Genomic DNA, 14,895 nt, shown 5'->3' with positions numbered 1-14,895 from the left:
CGCGGCGGCACCGCGCGGGAGAGCATCATGAGGAACACGATTGTCCGAAGTCTGTGCGTCGTCCTGCTTGGCCTCGCGGCCGCGCCGGGCATGGCGCAGGCACAGAGCACCGGCTACACGAACGCGCCGGCCGAACTGTTCGCCGGGCCGGCGCCCGACTATCCGGTCGTCGCGCAGATTCCGCCGGGCACCGCGCTGGACGTGTTCGGCTGCCTGAGCGACTACTCGTGGTGCGACGTCGCGCTGCCGGGCGTGCGCGGCTGGATCGACGCGCAACTGATCGACTATCCGTACCAGGGCGGTTACGCGCCGCTACTCGAATATGGCGCGATCATCGGCGTGCCGATCACGGGGTTCGCGATCGGCGCGTACTGGGATCGCTACTACCGTCACCGGCCGTGGTTCCATGACCGCGATCGGTGGGAACATCGCGCGGAACCGCGGCTCGGCCCGGGCGGCGTACCGCCGGGACAGGGACGCCCGCAACCGGGCGGCGCGGTGCAGGTCGCACCGGGCGGTCCGCCGCCCGTGCATGACACACGGCCGTCGGCTGCGCGTGGCGGCTGGAATGGCGCGATCCGCACGCCGCCACCGGCTGCGCCTGCGCCGATGCCGGGTGCTGCCGTCCGTGAACGACCGGCAGCGCCGCCGCCGGCCGCCGTCATGCGCCCGCCACCGGCCGCTGTCATGCGTCCGCCGCCCGCGCCGGGAGGTGAGGGCCGCTCGATGCCGGCACCGGTGCACCCGGGCGGTGGTGGCGGTGGTTACGGCGGCGCGCGACCGCAAGGTGGCGGGAACGGCGGCGGAAGCCACGGTGGTGGCGGTGGCGGCGGAGGCGGCGGCCCGGAAGAATTCCGTCACTGACGTTGCCGGCGCTTTCTGCCGAAGCAGAACGAAAAAAAGCCGCTCCGGAGAGCGGCTTCTGGGTCGGGCAAGCGGGCGGTCGTACGGCCCGCGGCCTGACCGGCTACGTGTTACAAGCAGCCGGTCGTGCTACCCCTGTCAGTCGTCGAGCAGCGACAGGTCGCGCACGGCACCCTTGTCGGCCGACATGACCAGCTTCGCGTAGGCCTTCAGCGCAGCGGACACCTTGCGCGGACGCGGCTGCGCCGGCTTCCAGCCCTTCGCGTTCTGCTCTTCGCGGCGGCGCGCCAGTTCCTCGTCCGACACCAGCACGTCGATCGTGCGGTTCGGGATGTCGATGCGGATCTTGTCGCCGTCGCGCACGAGGCCGATCGCACCACCCGCTGCCGCTTCCGGCGAGCAGTGGCCAATCGACAGGCCCGACGTGCCGCCCGAGAAACGGCCGTCCGTCAGCAGCGCGCATGCCTTGCCGAGCCCCTTCGACTTGATGTAGCTGGTCGGGTAGAGCATTTCCTGCATGCCGGGGCCGCCCTTCGGGCCTTCGTAGCGCACGATCACCACGTCGCCGGCCTTGACCTTGTCGTTCAGGATGTTTTCGACTGCTTCATCCTGCGATTCGGTCACGTGCGCCGTGCCTTCGAACACGAGGATGCTTTCGTCGACGCCGGCCGTCTTCACCACGCAGCCGTCGACCGCGATGTTGCCCGTCAGCACGGCGAGGCCGCCTTCCTTCGAGAACGCATGCTCGTACGAGCGGATGCAGCCTTCGGCGCGATCGACGTCGAGGCTCGGCCAGCGCGTGTCCTGGCTGAACGCGACCTGCGTCGGGACGCCGGCCGGGCCGGCCAGGTAGAACGTGCGGACCGCTTTGTCCTGCGTGCGGACGATGTCCCACTGGTCGAGCGCATCCTTCAGCGACGGCGCGTGCACGGTCGGCACGTCGGTGTGCAGCTTGCCGGCGCGCTCGAGCTCACCGAGGATCGCCATGATGCCGCCTGCGCGATGCACGTCCTCGATGTGGTACTTGTTCGTGTTCGGCGCGACCTTGCACAGCTGCGGCACGACGCGCGACAGGCGGTCGATGTCCTTCATCGTGAAGTCGATGCCGGCTTCCTGCGCGATCGCCAGCAGATGCAGGATCGTGTTGGTCGAGCCGCCCATCGCGATGTCGAGCGTCATCGCGTTCTCGAACGCCTTGAAGCCCACCGAGCGCGGCAGCACGCGTTCGTCGTCCTGCTCGTAGTACTCGCGGGCCAGTTCGACGATGCGGCGGCCGGCGCGCTTGAACAGTTGTTCGCGATCGGCGTGCGTGGCCACCACCGTGCCGTTGCCGGGCAGCGACAGGCCGAGCGCTTCGGTCAGGCAGTTCATCGAGTTCGCGGTGAACATGCCCGAGCACGAACCGCAGGTCGGGCAGGCCGAGCGTTCGACTTCGGCGACTTCGGCGTCGGAATACGACGGGTCGACCGCGATCACCATCGCGTCGACGAGGTCGAGCTTCTTCACTTCGATGGCCTTGGTGACCGGGTTCGCGAGGCGCGTCTTGCCCGCTTCCATCGGGCCGCCCGACACGAAGATCACCGGGATGTTGAGGCGCATCGCGGCCATCAGCATCCCCGGCGTGATCTTGTCGCAGTTCGAGATGCACACCATTGCGTCCGCGCAGTGCGCGTTCACCATGTATTCGACCGAGTCGGCGATGATGTCGCGGCTCGGCAGCGAATACAGCATGCCGTCGTGGCCCATCGCGATGCCGTCGTCGACCGCGATCGTGTTGAATTCCTTCGCGACGCCGCCGGCGGCCTCGATCTCGCGCGCGACGAGCTGGCCGAGATCCTTCAGGTGCACATGCCCGGGTACGAACTGGGTGAACGAGTTGACGACCGCGATGATCGGCTTCGAGAAATCGTCGTCTTTCATGCCGGTGGCACGCCAGAGCGAGCGCGCACCTGCCATGTTGCGGCCAGCGGTGGAGGTTTTGGAACGGTAGATGGGCATTGTCGTTGCTGAAGAAATATCGCGGGAAAAGGGTGGAGGCACGGGGAATAAAGGCCTCTCTCGCGCCCGTGCGAACAACCTCTTGAGCTGCGCCCTGGGCAAACCGGACGATTATCCCACAGCCGCCGCGGGCGTGGCGCTCGTGGGGCTGGCAACCCGCGCGGGCGGCGTGCCCGGCGGGCTGCTGCGGGACGCCCGTATGACCGTCCAGGGAAGTGGCCGGATCCGCGCATCGATCGGCGATGAACACGCGATCCGGCCCGGCGCCTGGCGATCAGTCGAGCAGCGTCAGGATCTCGTCGTACAGCGGCTTCGGAATCCGCACGCCGTTCGCGATGCTGCGCGCGCGGGCGTCGAAGCGTCGTTGCGACGGCAGCCGCGCGCCCTGCGCGACGATCGACTCGAACATCCGTTCGCCGCGCGCGAGCCCCGTGTCGAGGTCATCGCCGAGGAACACCTTCGGGTCGAACGCGATCACGAGTTCGCCGTGGCACGGCGTCGCGCCGACGCCTTCGTCGAAGTCCATCGACTCGCGGCTCGTCATGTCGCCGATCAGCGCACCGCCGAGCAGTTCGACCATCGCCGCGAGCGCCGAACCCTTGTGGCCGCCGAACGTGCGCATCGCGCCCTGCAGCGCGGCCTTCGGGTCGGTGGTGGGCTGGCCGTCGGCGTCGATCGCCCATTCCGGCGGAATCGCCTTGCCTTGCTTCGCGTGCAGCTCGATGTCGCCGCGCGCAATCGCGCTCGTCGCGAAATCGAACACGAACGGCACGCCGCCCGGCCGCGGCCACGCGAACGCGATCGGGTTGGTGCCGAACACCGGCTCCTTGCCGCCTTCCGGCGCGACCCAGCTGTGGCTCGGGTTCATCGCGATGCCGACCAGCCCTTCGGCCGCGATCGCCTCGACCTCGGGCCACAGCGCGGAGAAGTGGTAGCAGTGGTTGATCGTCATCGCGGCGATGCCGTGCTGCTTCGCCATCTCGACGAGCACCGGCAGGCCCGTCTCGAAACTCAGCAGCGAGAAGCCGCGATGCGCGTCGACCGCGACGATCGACGACGACAGCCGCCGCAGCGTCGGCACGGCCTGCGGATCGACCTTGCCCTTCTTCAACGAACGCACGCAGACGAGCAGCCGGTACACGCCGTGCGAATGGCATTCGTCGCGCTGGCCCTGGGTAATCACGTTGGCGATGGCATGCGCGTGCGCGTCGGACATGCCGTTGTGCGTCAGCACGCGCAGCGCGAGCGCGTGGACTTCATCGAGCGACAGGACGATTTCGTCGGGGGATGCGGACATCTCAAGCCTCCCGCGGCGCGGGCACGCCGTCGATGCGTTGCGGCACGTTCAGCGGATTGCCGTTGCGGATCGCGTCCGGCAGCAGCGCGTCCGGCAGGTCCTGATACGACACGGGGCGCAGGAAGCGTTCGATCGCGCGCGCGCCGACCGACGTCGTGCGGGTGTCGGAGGTGGCCGGGAACGGGCCGCCGTGCACCATCGCATGACCGACCTCGACGCCCGTGCCGAAGCCGTTGACGAGAATGCGGCCGGCCTTGCGCTCGAGCATCGGGCGCAGCGCGGCGAACAGCGGTGCGTCGCCGTCGGCGAGATGTGCGGCGATCGTCAGCTGGCCTTCGAGCGACTTCAGCACGCGGTGCAGCGTATCGGCGTCCGGGCAACGCACGATCAGCGACGCGGGGCCGAACACTTCGTCGCGCAACTCGGGATGCGCGATGAAAGCGTCGGCCGAGGTGGCGAGTAGTGCTGCGCGGGCCTGCAGCCGGTTGCCTTCGGCGCCTTGTGCGAGCAGCTCGACGGCCGCGTGATCGCGCAGCGTCGCGACGCCTTGCTCGTAGCTGGCGTGGATGTGCGGCGTCAGCATGGTTTGCGCGGGCGCTGCGCGAACCGCGGTGGCGGCCGTTTCCTCGAATGCGCGCAGCGCGGGGCCGTCGACCGCGAGCACGAGGCCAGGGTTCGTGCAGAACTGGCCGGCGCCGAGCGTGAGCGATGCAACGAACTGCGGGGCGATCGCGTCGTGCCGCGCGTCGAGCGCGGCGGGAAACAGCAGTACCGGATTGATCGAGCTCATTTCCGCATAGACGGGAATCGGCTCGGGGCGCGCGGCCGCGATGTGCATCAGCGCGACGCCACCACGGCGCGAGCCGGTGAAGCCGACGGCCTTGATGCGCGGATCGGCGACGAGCGCCTGGCCGATCTCGCGCGACGCGTCGAACAGCAGCGAGAACACGCCTGCCGGCATCCCGCATTCGCGCGCGGCCTGCTGGATCGCGCGGCCGACGAGTTCCGACGTGCCCGGGTGCGCCGAATGGGCCTTGACGATCACCGGGCAGCCGGCCGCGAGCGCCGAGGCCGTATCGCCGCCGGCGACCGAGAACGCGAGCGGGAAGTTCGACGCGCCGAACACGGCGACGGGCCCGACCGCGACGTTGCGCAGGCGCAGGTCGACACGCGGCAGCGGCTTGCGCTCGGGGCGCGCCGGATCGATCCGCGCGTCGAGAAAGCCGCCGTCGCGCACGAGCGACGCGAACAGCGCGAGTTGGCCGACCGTGCGGCCGCGCTCGCCTTCGATGCGGGCGCGCGGCAGGCCCGTTTCGATGACGCAGCGCTCGATCAGGTCGTCGCCGAGCGCCATGATGTGGCGGCCGATCGCATCGAGAAACGCGGCACGGGCTTCGAGCGACGTTTCGCGATACGTGTCGAATGCGTCGTCGGCGAGCGCGCAGGCCGTCTCCAGGTCGTGCAGGCTCGCGCCGCCGAAGGCGGGTTCGAGCCGTTCGCCGGTTGCGGCGGCGATTGCGTGAAGGGTGCCGTTCTGTCCGGCAACGGCGGACTGGCCGATCAGGAGCTGACCTGTGAGTTGCATGGTTTTCCTCGGAAAAAGCAGGGGCCGGGCGTGGAGCGCCCGGCCGAAGGGATCATGGGAAAGGGCGCGGACGCGTCAGTCCTCGTCGTCGTCGAGTTGCAGCTTGTCGGCGCGCACGCCGGTATTCGCACCCCAGTAGTAGATGACGAGCGCGACGGCCGCGACGACGACCGTGTCGTACGGATGCGCGAGCCGGCCCGTGCCGCCGAAGCCGCCGAGATACGACAGCACGATCATCGCGGCATAGAACGCGATCAGCCACGCGGACGAGCGCACCTGTTCGGCGAGGCTCAGGTGTGCGGTCGGCACCCAGCGGCGGCACGCGAGATAGATCACGAACATCACGATCTGCAGGCCGAGCAGCCAGGACACCGTGCTCCAGCCCGACCAGTAGACGATCAGCGCGGCGATCACGAACGACGCGGGGCCGGTGACGCCGAACGCGACCGCGCGGAACGGCCGCGGCAGGTCGGGCGCGGTGCGGCGCAGCGCGGCGACCGACACCGGCGCGACCGCGTAGCTGAGCACCAGCGCGGCCGACACGATGTTGATCAGCGCTTCCCACGACGGGAACGGCAGCGTCCAGAAGATTGCGAGGCCGAACGTGAGCCACAGGCCCGCGCGCGGGATGCCCGACGCTTCGTCGACGCGCGTGAACACCTTGAAGAACGTGCCCGTCTTCGCCCAGCCGTAGACGACGCGCGGCGTCGCGTTCATGTAGATGTTGCCGCAGCCGCTCGGCGAGATCATCGCGTCGGCGACGACCATCACCGCGAGCCAGCCGACGCCGAGCGCCAGCGCGATGTCGCGGTACGGCAGCGAGAACGCCCTGCTCACGTCGTGCCAGCCGGCGGCGAGCATGTCGGTGGGGATGCTGCCGATGAACGCGAGTTGCAACAGCACGTAGATCAGCGTCGACAGCAGGATCGACAGGATCAGCGCGATCGGGATCGTGCGCTGCGGATTGCGTACTTCGCTCGCGACCGACACGATCGGCGTGAGCCCGAGATACGCGAAGATGATGCCGCCCGCCGACACGGCCATCTCGATGCCCGGCATGCCGAACGGCGCGAAGCCGTGCACGGTCAGGTTCGCGGGCTTGAAGAACGTGAACAGCACCGCGATCACTGACAGCGGCACGATGAACTTGAAGATGCTGATGATGTTGTTCGCCTTCGCGAACGTCTTCACGCTCGAATAGTTCAGGTAAAAGAAGAAGCACAGCAGCGCGGCCTGCACGAGCCAGCCGAGCGTGGTCGGGTCGCTCGATCCTTCGACGGTCAGGCCCGGAAACCACGCGGCCGCATACTGGCGCGCGGCGACGACTTCGATCGCGATCAGGCTCGAAAAGGCGATCAGCGTGATGAAGCCCATCAGGTAGCCGAGCAGCGGGCCGTGCGAGAACACCGGGTAGCGGACCACGCCGCCCGCGCGCGGCAGCGCGGCGCCGAGTTCGCAGTAGACGATGCCGAGCAGCAGCACCGCGAAGCCGCCGAGCAGCCACGAGAAGATGCCGGCCGGGCCCGCGATCGTCGACACGTGACTCGCGGCGAACAGCCACCCCGAACCGAAAATGGCGCCGAGACCGATGAACGTGAGGTCGGTCAGCGACAGCTGTTTCTTGAACTTGCCGTGACCCGCGTCGGGGTGCGCGGAACGGGAAAGCGGGACAGACGGGTGAGCGTTGCCTTGGCCTGGCATGGGCTTGTCTCCTAGGGGAATATCGGCACAGGCTAGAGGTGCGCCGCGCTCCGACGGAGCAGCGGCGCCTGCCTGCCGGCCGGCATCGCCCGGTTCGAACGACCGGGGCGGGCTGCGGGCCTTTCACGAGCGGCGCGGGCTGGCGCCGGTGCGAACGGGCCCGCGGGCCATGCCGGACCGGAGACGGCGGCGCGCAGGCGGAAAGCCCGCGCGCCGCCGCAGGGGGAGTCGATCAGAGACCGACGTCGGGCAGCGCCGGGCGCGTTTCGAGCGCCTTCGCGACGATGGCCTTCACTTCCGCGAGCGTGTCGCCCTGCAGCGCGAGGCGCGGCGGACGCGTGATTGCGCTGCCGCGGCCGACCAGCTCTTCGCACAGCTTGATGCACTGCACGAGGTCGGGGCGTGCGTCGAGGTGCAGCAGCGGCATGAACCAGCGATACAGCGCGAGTGCTTCGTCGAAACGCTTCTGCTTCGCGAGGCGGAACAGCGTCTCGCCTTCCTTCGGGAACGCGTTCGACATGCCCGACACCCAGCCTTCGGCACCGACGGCAATGCTCTCGACCACGACGTCGTCGAGGCCCGCGAACAGCACGAAGCGATCGCCGACCGCGTTGCGCAGGTCGATGAAGCGGCGCGTATCGCCCGACGAATCCTTGAAGCAGACGATGTTCTCGCAATCCTGCAGCGCAATCAGCACGTCGGGCGTCACGTCGTTCTTGTAGATCGGCGGGTTGTTGTAGACCATCACCGGCAGGTCGGTGCTCGTCGCGACCGCGCGGAAGTGCGCGGCGGTTTCATGCGGCTTCGCCGAGTAGACCAGCGCGGGCATCACCATCACGCCGTCGACGCCGACGCGCTGTGCTTCACGCACGGTGTTGCGTGCGAATTCGGTCGTGAATTCGGCGATGCCGGCGATCACCGGGATCTTGCCGCCGGCTGCGTCGCGTGCGGCCTCGATCACCTGGAGCTTCTCGCTCGTCGACAGCGACGTGTTTTCGCCGACCGTGCCGCAGACCACGAGGCCCGACACGCCGTCGTTCACCAGGTTCTTGACCACGCGGTGCGTGGCGTCGATGTCGAGGGAAAAGTCCGGCTTGAACTGGGTGCTGACGGCCGGGAAAACCCCGGTCCACTGAATGGCGTTTCGGCTCACTTCAATCTCCTACGTGTTTGTATCGGTCGGCCGACGTGGTGTCGGTGTGCAACCAGTATCGCCGCGCAAACGCCGATCACGCTTGAGTCGTATCGCGGAGCAAAATGACGAAATCGGCACAGCGGCCGGACGGCGCGGGAAGGGCGCTTCGCACTATGCCGATTTCGTCGTCGTCCTCATCGAAAAGCCACAAGCGGACGGACGCGCGACGGAGGAAGCTATGCTCCTTTCCCCACTTCGGACGGCTCATGATGAAGCGCATCCAGATCATCGATTCGCACACGGGCGGCGAACCCACTCGGCTCGTCGTGTCCGGTTTCCCCGCGCTCGGCAGCGGCACGATGGCCGAGCGCCGCGACGTGCTCGCGCGCGAGCACGACCGTTACCGCACCGCATGCATTCTCGAACCGCGCGGCAGCGACGTGCTGGTCGGCGCGCTGCTGTGCGAGCCCGTGTCGCCCGATGCGGCGGCCGGCGTGATCTTCTTCAACAATAGCGGCTATCTCGGGATGTGCGGGCACGGCACGATCGGCGTCGTGCGCACGCTGCACCATACGGGGCGCATCGCGCCCGGCGTGCATCGGATCGAAACGCCCGTCGGCACCGTCGAGGCGACGCTGCACGACGACCTGTCGGTCAGCGTGCGCAACGTGCCCGCGTATCGCCATGCGAAGGGCGTCGCGCTCGACGTGCCGGGTTACGGCCCCGTGAAGGGCGACATCGCGTGGGGCGGCAACTGGTTCTTCCTGATCAGCGACCACGGGCAGCGCGTCGCCGGCGACAACGTCGCGGCGCTCACCGCGTATGCGTCGGCCGTGCGCGAAGGGCTCGAACGCGCGGGCATCACCGGCGCGAACGGCGGCGAGATCGACCATATCGAGCTGTTCGCCGACGATCCCGAACACGACAGCCGCAGCTTCGTGCTGTGCCCGGGCCTCGCGTACGACCGTTCGCCGTGCGGCACCGGCACGAGCGCGAAGCTCGCGTGCCTCGCGGCCGACGGCAAGCTCGCGCCGGGCGCTGTATGGCGGCAGGCGAGCGTGATCGGCAGCGTGTTCCATGCGAGCTACGAGCAGGCCGAAGGCGGCATCGTGCCGACGATCCGCGGCAGCGCGCACCTGAGCGCGGAAGCGACGCTGCTGATCGAGGAAGACGATCCGTTTGGCTGGGGCATTGCGCCGTGAGCGATGCGAAGACGGATGTCGTCGTGATCGGTGCCGGTATCGTCGGCGCGGCGTGCGCGCACGAACTCGCGCAGCGCGGGCTGAACGTGCTCGTCGTCGACGACGCGAGCGGCGGTGCAACCGGCGCAGGCATGGGGCACCTCGTCGCGATGGACGACAACGCGGCCGAACTCGCGCTCAGCCATTACTCGATCGAACTGTGGCGCGCGTTGAGCGGCGAGATGCCCGACGAATGCGCGTACCGCAACTGCGGCACGCTGTGGCTCGCGGCCGATGCGCACGAAATGGATCTGGCGCGCGCGAAGCAGGCGACGCTGGCCGCGCACGGCGTGGCGGGCGAACTGATCGACGCGGCGACGCTCGCGCAACTGGAGCCGATGCTGCGCCCGGGCCTTGGCGGGGCGTTGAAGATTCCCGGCGATGCGATCCTCTATGCGCCCGTCACCGCGAACTGGCTGCTGCAGCGCGCGCCGCGCATCACGTTGCGGCGCGACAGGGCCGTCGCGGTCGATGGCCCGAGCGTGACGCTCGCAAGCGGCGACACGCTGCGCGCGGAGCGGGTGCTCGTCGCGAACGGCGTTGCCGCGCGCACGCTGCTGCCCGAGCTGCCGCTGCGCCCGAAAAAGGGCCATCTGCTGATTACCGACCGCTATCCGGGCCAGGTGTCGCACCAACTCGTCGAGCTGGGCTATGCGGCGAGCGCACACGCGAGCGACGGCACGTCGGTCGCGTTCAACGTGCAGCCGCGGCCGACCGGCCAGTTGCTGATCGGCTCGTCGCGCCAGTTCGACACCGAGGACGCGCAAGTCGAGCCGCCCGTGCTGGCGCGCATGCTGCGCCGCGCGGTGGGCTATCTGCCCGACCTGGCCGACCTGAACGGCATCCGCTCATGGACGGGGTTTCGTTCCGCGAGCCCCGACGGGCTGCCGCTGCTCGGCGAGCATCCGGCGCGGCCGGGTGTGTGGCTGGCGGTCGGGCATGAAGGGCTCGGCGTGACGACCGCGCCGGGCAGCGCGCGGCTCGTCGCTGCGCTGATGGCCGGCGAACGGCCGCCCATCGATATCGAACCGTATTGGCCGGGACGCTTCCTGAGCGCGTCCCTCGTAGCTGGAGCGCTGACATGAAACGACCCCCACGCTCACTTCGTACGCTGTCGACCGGCGTTGGCGCTTCAGTGCTTACTCCGGTTCCATGCACGAGCCTCCTTGGGGCGGCCCGGCGGAGGCTGAGATGAAACGACCCCCACGCTCTCTTCGTTCGCTGCCCCCCGCGGGGGCGGTCAGCCCCCTTGGGGCGGCCCGGCGGAGGCTGACATGATCATTCATCTGGACGGCCGCGCGCTGACGGTGGCCGACGGCGCGACCGTCGCGGCCGCCGTCGCGGCGAGCGGCGACGACACGACGCGCGTGTCGTGCACGGGTGCGGCGCGTGCGCCGTTTTGCGGGATGGGCATCTGCCAGGAGTGCAGGATGACGATCGACGGGCGCCGCCGGCTGGCTTGCCAGACGCTGTGCCGCGACGGCATGCAGGTGGAGCGCACGCGATGAAACAGGAACGACTGAGTGTCGACGTCGCGATCGTCGGCGCCGGCCCGGCCGGGCTGTCGGCGGCGCGGGCCGCCGCACGAAGCGGTGCGACGATTGCGATCGTCGACGACAACCCGCGCGCGGGCGGGCAGATCTGGCGGCAAGGCGCAGCGGCGACGCCGACGCCGGCGGCCGCCGAGCGGCTCGCCGTATTGCGGCAGCCGAACGTCACGCATCTCGCGGCAACGCGCATCGTCGCCGAAACGCAGCCGGGCACACTGCTGCTCGAGGACGACGAACGCGGGCTGCTGCTCGATTTCCGGACGCTGATTCTCTGCTGCGGCGCACGCGAGCTGCTGCTGCCGTTCCCGGGCTGGACGCTGCCGGGTGTCACCGGTGCGGGCGGCTTGCAGGCGCTGATCAAGTACGGCCTCGACGTGCGCGGGCAGCGCACGGTGATCGCGGGCAGCGGGCCGCTGCTGCTGGCGAGCGCTGCGACGGCCCGTCAGGCCGGTGCGCGCGTGTCGCATGTGCTCGAGCAGGCCGCGTGGGGCGACGTGGCCGGTTTCGGGGCGGGGCTGTGGCGCTGGCCGTCGAAGCTTGCGCAGGCGGCGAAGCTCGTCACGGCCGCTTATCGGCCGGATGCGCACGTCGTCGAAGCGTTCGGCGACAAGCGGCTCGAACGCGTGCGGATTCGTCAGGGCGATCGCGAGTTCGACGTCGATTGCGACCGGCTCGCGTGCGGCTTCGGCCTCGTGCCGAATACCGTGCTGCCGAGCCATCTCGGCTGCCGGATCGACAATGGCGCGGTGGCGGTCGATGCGCATCAGCGCACCAGCCGCGACGGGGTTTTCGCGGCTGGCGAGTGTACGGGCGTCGGCGGCAGCGAACTGGCGATGGTCGAAGGCGAAATCGCCGGTTTGGCGGCGATCGGGCAGACGGCGCCGTTGGCTGCGCTGGTGACGCAGCGAGCACACTGGCAGGCGTTTGCCGATGCCGTGCGCGAGCGCTTCGCGATCCGCGAGCCGATCCGCTGGCTTGCGCGGCCCGATACGCTGCTGTGTCGCTGCGAAGACGTGCGTTTCGATGCGGTCGCGCAAGCGCCGGGCTGGACGGCCGCGAAGCTGCAGTCCCGTTGCGGGATGGGCGCGTGTCAGGGCCGCGTATGCGGCGCGGCCGCGCAGGCACTGTTCGGCTGGACCCCGCCGGTGCCGCGCACGCCGCTCGTGCCCGCGCGCGTCGGCACGCTGATGCTGGACGGCACGGCATCCTGCGACGGCGCGTGATGTGACGCTTCGCGTCGTCGCGGCAACGCGGCCCGGGTGACGCCGGGCCGCGCCATTCATTCCACCTTCACTTTCTCCCATCCACCGACCTGCGGTGCCGCGCAGGCGCGCAGGCACTCGATCGTCGCGGCCACGGCTGCGCGATTCGCGCTATCGGGGTGCCAGTACATCGACACCGCGCCCTGGCCTTCGAGCTGCATCGGCAGGATCCGGATCGCGTTCAATTGCGCGAAGCGCTGCGCGGCACGATACGACGCGACGCCGAGCAGGTCGGTGTTGTTCAGCAGCGTGAGGTTGAGGATCGACGAATTCGATTCGACGCAGTGCGGCGGCCGCACGCGGCCGGCGGCCGTCAGCGCGGCCTCCAGCGCGTTGTGCACCGGCGTGCCCGACGGCCACACGATCCACGAATAGGCGAGCACGTCGTCCCAGCCGACCGACGCCGCGCCGGTGAGCGCATGGTCGGGCCGTGCGACGAACACGACCGGATCGACATACAGCGCTTCGGCGTGAAGCAGCGGATCGACGGAGGTCGACCCCGAACGGCCGACGACGATATCCAGTTCGCTGCGCGCGAGCTGCGGCATCAGCTGGTTCATCGTGCTTTCGGTCATCCGAACCTGGGCGCGCGGCATGCGTTTCAGCAGTTGCGATACCGCGAGCGGCACCGTATCGGCCGCCGCGACGCCCGACGTGCCGATCGTCACGAGACCGCTGCCGCCTTCCCGCAGCGCGGCCATGTCGTCGCGCGCGACGTCGAGCTGCGCCTCGACGCGGCGCGCATGCTCGATCAGCGCTTCGCCGTAGGGCGTCGGCCGCAGGCCGCGCGCATGCCGCTCGAACAGCGGCAGCCCGACATCCTCTTCCAGTTCCTTCAGCCATTTCGACAGCGCGGGCTGCGTGGTCGCCAGCGCCACCGCCGACTGGCTCAGATTGCCGGTGCCGGCAAGGCTCAACAGTACCTGCAGATGCCGCAGTCGCAGCCGGTGGGTCCAGTCCATCGCATGCCTCGTCGCGAGTAGGTATATCCAGAAGTATATGAATCAGATGATTTGACCATTTTACCGGGTATGTCTGGGTCGAATATAAATCTGCTAACGGACTGCAGCAGGGTCCCCGCCCCGACATAGCGCCGACGCCGATCGGCCGACTCCAAGGAGACATCATGACGACCCATCCGGACGCGTCGCGCGCCGCCTACTACGCACGGATCGCCGAGCAGCGCCTGGCGCCGCTGTGGGAATCGCTGCACAACCTCGTGCCGAAATCCCCGCAGCCGGCCGCGCAGGCCGCGATCTGGAAGTACGCGCAGATACGCGACCTCGTGATGCAGGCCGGCAGCGTGATCAGCGCGGAGGAGGCCGTGCGCCGCGTGCTGGTGCTGGAGAACCCGGGGCTGCCCGGCAAGTCGAGCATGACGCCGACCCTGTACGCGGGGCTGCAGCTGATCCTGCCGGGCGAGATCGCGCCGAGCCACCGGCATACGCAGTCGGCGCTGCGTTTCATCGTCGAAGGGCGCGGCGCGTGGACGGCCGTGAACGGCGAACGCACGACGATGCATCCGGGCGACTTCATCATCACGCCGTCGTGGGCGTGGCACGACCACGGCAACCCGTCGGAGGAAGCGGGCGGCGAACCGGTCGTGTGGCTCGACGGGCTCGACATTCCGCTGCTCGCGAACCTCGACGCGGGCTTCGCGGAGAACTACCCGGAAGCCGTGCAGCCGATCAGCCGCCCGGAAGGCGACAGCTTCGCGCGCTTCGGTCACAACATGGTGCCGGTGCGGCATCGCGCGAGCGATCCGACGTCGCCGATCTTCAGCTATCCGTATGCGCGCACCCGCGAGGCGCTCGATGCGCTGTACCGGAACGGCGAGCTCGACGCATGGGACGGCGTGAAGCTGCGCTATGTGAACCCCGCGACGGGCGGCTGGCCGATGCCGACGATCGCCACTTTCATGCAGTTCCTGCCCGCCGGTTTCGACGGCCGCACGTATCGCAGCACCGACGCGACGATCTACTGCGTCGTCGAAGGCAGCGGCACCGCACACATCGGCGGCAACGCATTCGAATTCGAGCCGCACGACATCTTCGTCGCGCCGTCGTGGGTGCCCGTGCGGCTGTCGGCGTCGTCCGACAGCGTGCTGTTCAGCTACTCCGACCGGCCCGTGCTGTCTGCGTTGAACCTGCTGCGCGAAGCGCGCGACTGACGCCGGCCGGTTTCGACGATTCGTTTCCCGATTCCTGTTTCCCGTGCGTCGCCGCGGCGGCGTGCCCCCTTCATTCGTATTTACGCTGGAGC

12 protein-coding genes are annotated in these 14,895 nt (G+C 69.1%); 6 read left to right on the top strand and 6 right to left on the bottom strand.

All coding sequences use genetic code 11. The features are described from left to right. Window positions 1–27 precede the first annotated feature (27 nt). On the top strand, window positions 28–864 hold the full coding sequence (locus ACN8ZM_RS24040; protein ID WP_089453201.1) for an SH3 domain-containing protein: 837 nt from the start codon (window positions 28–30) through the stop codon (window positions 862–864). A 138-nt stretch (window positions 865–1,002) separates the two neighbouring features. Here the strand turns inward: ACN8ZM_RS24040 and ilvD are convergent, their stop codons facing one another. From ilvD to ACN8ZM_RS24015, 5 genes are all read right to left on the bottom strand, one after another. After that, complete coding sequence (gene ilvD, locus ACN8ZM_RS24035) at window positions 1,003–2,862, bottom strand: dihydroxy-acid dehydratase (RefSeq protein ID WP_420212581.1); 1,860 nt, start codon at window positions 2,860–2,862, stop codon at window positions 1,003–1,005. Window positions 2,863–3,136: 274 nt separating this feature from the next. Next, on the bottom strand, window positions 3,137–4,159 hold the full coding sequence (locus tag ACN8ZM_RS24030) for an Ldh family oxidoreductase (protein ID WP_420212580.1): 1,023 nt from the start codon (window positions 4,157–4,159) through the stop codon (window positions 3,137–3,139). Between the two features lies 1 nt (window position 4,160). Continuing rightward, on the bottom strand, window positions 4,161–5,744 hold the full coding sequence (locus ACN8ZM_RS24025) for an aldehyde dehydrogenase (NADP(+)) (RefSeq protein WP_043183339.1): 1,584 nt from the start codon (window positions 5,742–5,744) through the stop codon (window positions 4,161–4,163). A gap of 75 nt (window positions 5,745–5,819) precedes the next feature. After that, the gene (locus ACN8ZM_RS24020) at window positions 5,820–7,445 is read right to left on the bottom strand and encodes an APC family permease (protein ID WP_420212579.1); all 1,626 of its coding nucleotides are present in this window, start codon (window positions 7,443–7,445) and stop codon (window positions 5,820–5,822) included. A gap of 232 nt (window positions 7,446–7,677) precedes the next feature. Beyond that, complete coding sequence (locus ACN8ZM_RS24015; protein WP_006484863.1) at window positions 7,678–8,598, bottom strand: dihydrodipicolinate synthase family protein; 921 nt, start codon at window positions 8,596–8,598, stop codon at window positions 7,678–7,680. A 251-nt stretch (window positions 8,599–8,849) separates the two neighbouring features. Here ACN8ZM_RS24015 and ACN8ZM_RS24010 point away from each other — a divergent pair, with 251 nt between their 5' ends. The 4 genes from ACN8ZM_RS24010 (at window position 8,850) to ACN8ZM_RS23995 (ending at window position 12,594) form a co-directional block, all read left to right on the top strand. Further along, window positions 8,850–9,782: a 4-hydroxyproline epimerase gene (locus ACN8ZM_RS24010; RefSeq protein ID WP_420212663.1), complete on the top strand. Its 933-nt coding sequence runs from the start codon at window positions 8,850–8,852 to the stop codon at window positions 9,780–9,782. Further along, window positions 9,779–10,906: an NAD(P)/FAD-dependent oxidoreductase gene (locus tag ACN8ZM_RS24005; protein ID WP_420212578.1), complete on the top strand. Its 1,128-nt coding sequence runs from the start codon at window positions 9,779–9,781 to the stop codon at window positions 10,904–10,906. Before ACN8ZM_RS24010 ends, ACN8ZM_RS24005 begins: the two co-directional genes overlap by 4 nt. Window positions 10,907–11,095: 189 nt before the next feature. Then, window positions 11,096–11,329: a 2Fe-2S iron-sulfur cluster-binding protein gene (locus ACN8ZM_RS24000; protein WP_012338331.1), complete on the top strand. Its 234-nt coding sequence runs from the start codon at window positions 11,096–11,098 to the stop codon at window positions 11,327–11,329. Next, complete coding sequence (locus ACN8ZM_RS23995; RefSeq protein ID WP_420212577.1) at window positions 11,326–12,594, top strand: FAD-dependent oxidoreductase; 1,269 nt, start codon at window positions 11,326–11,328, stop codon at window positions 12,592–12,594. The genes ACN8ZM_RS24000 and ACN8ZM_RS23995 overlap by 4 nt, the downstream gene beginning before the upstream one ends. A 56-nt stretch (window positions 12,595–12,650) precedes the next feature. Here the strand turns inward: ACN8ZM_RS23995 and ACN8ZM_RS23990 are convergent, their stop codons facing one another. After that, window positions 12,651–13,595: a LysR family transcriptional regulator gene (locus ACN8ZM_RS23990; protein ID WP_089453194.1), complete on the bottom strand. Its 945-nt coding sequence runs from the start codon at window positions 13,593–13,595 to the stop codon at window positions 12,651–12,653. A gap of 164 nt (window positions 13,596–13,759) precedes the next feature. Here ACN8ZM_RS23990 and gtdA point away from each other — a divergent pair, with 164 nt between their 5' ends. Next, a complete protein-coding gene (gtdA, locus tag ACN8ZM_RS23985; RefSeq protein WP_043183352.1) occupies window positions 13,760–14,803 on the top strand; it encodes a gentisate 1,2-dioxygenase in 1,044 nt (347 codons plus the stop codon). Window positions 14,804–14,895 lie beyond the last annotated feature (92 nt).

Source organism: Burkholderia aenigmatica, assembly GCF_048627025.1.
Lineage (GTDB): Bacteria > Pseudomonadota > Gammaproteobacteria > Burkholderiales > Burkholderiaceae > Burkholderia > Burkholderia aenigmatica.
This window is presented reverse-complemented; position numbering and strand designations above follow the sequence as displayed.

What these genes read in the sequence shown, in the direction of transcription:
- ACN8ZM_RS24040 (WP_089453201.1), top strand. Translation starts at nt 28, where the DNA reads ATGAGGAACACGATTGTCCGAAGTCTGTGCGTCGTCCTGCTTGGCCTC.
- ilvD (WP_420212581.1), bottom strand. Translation starts at nt 2,862, where the DNA reads ATGCCCATCTACCGTTCCAAAACCTCCACCGCTGGCCGCAACATGGCA.
- ACN8ZM_RS24030 (WP_420212580.1), bottom strand. Translation starts at nt 4,159, where the DNA reads ATGTCCGCATCCCCCGACGAAATCGTCCTGTCGCTCGATGAAGTCCAC.
- ACN8ZM_RS24025 (WP_043183339.1), bottom strand. Translation starts at nt 5,744, where the DNA reads ATGCAACTCACAGGTCAGCTCCTGATCGGCCAGTCCGCCGTTGCCGGA.
- ACN8ZM_RS24020 (WP_420212579.1), bottom strand. Translation starts at nt 7,445, where the DNA reads ATGCCAGGCCAAGGCAACGCTCACCCGTCTGTCCCGCTTTCCCGTTCC.
- ACN8ZM_RS24010 (WP_420212663.1), top strand. Translation starts at nt 8,850, where the DNA reads ATGAAGCGCATCCAGATCATCGATTCGCACACGGGCGGCGAACCCACT.
- ACN8ZM_RS24000 (WP_012338331.1), top strand. Translation starts at nt 11,096, where the DNA reads ATGATCATTCATCTGGACGGCCGCGCGCTGACGGTGGCCGACGGCGCG.
- ACN8ZM_RS23995 (WP_420212577.1), top strand. Translation starts at nt 11,326, where the DNA reads ATGAAACAGGAACGACTGAGTGTCGACGTCGCGATCGTCGGCGCCGGC.
- ACN8ZM_RS23990 (WP_089453194.1), bottom strand. Translation starts at nt 13,595, where the DNA reads ATGGACTGGACCCACCGGCTGCGACTGCGGCATCTGCAGGTACTGTTG.
- gtdA (WP_043183352.1), top strand. Translation starts at nt 13,760, where the DNA reads ATGACGACCCATCCGGACGCGTCGCGCGCCGCCTACTACGCACGGATC.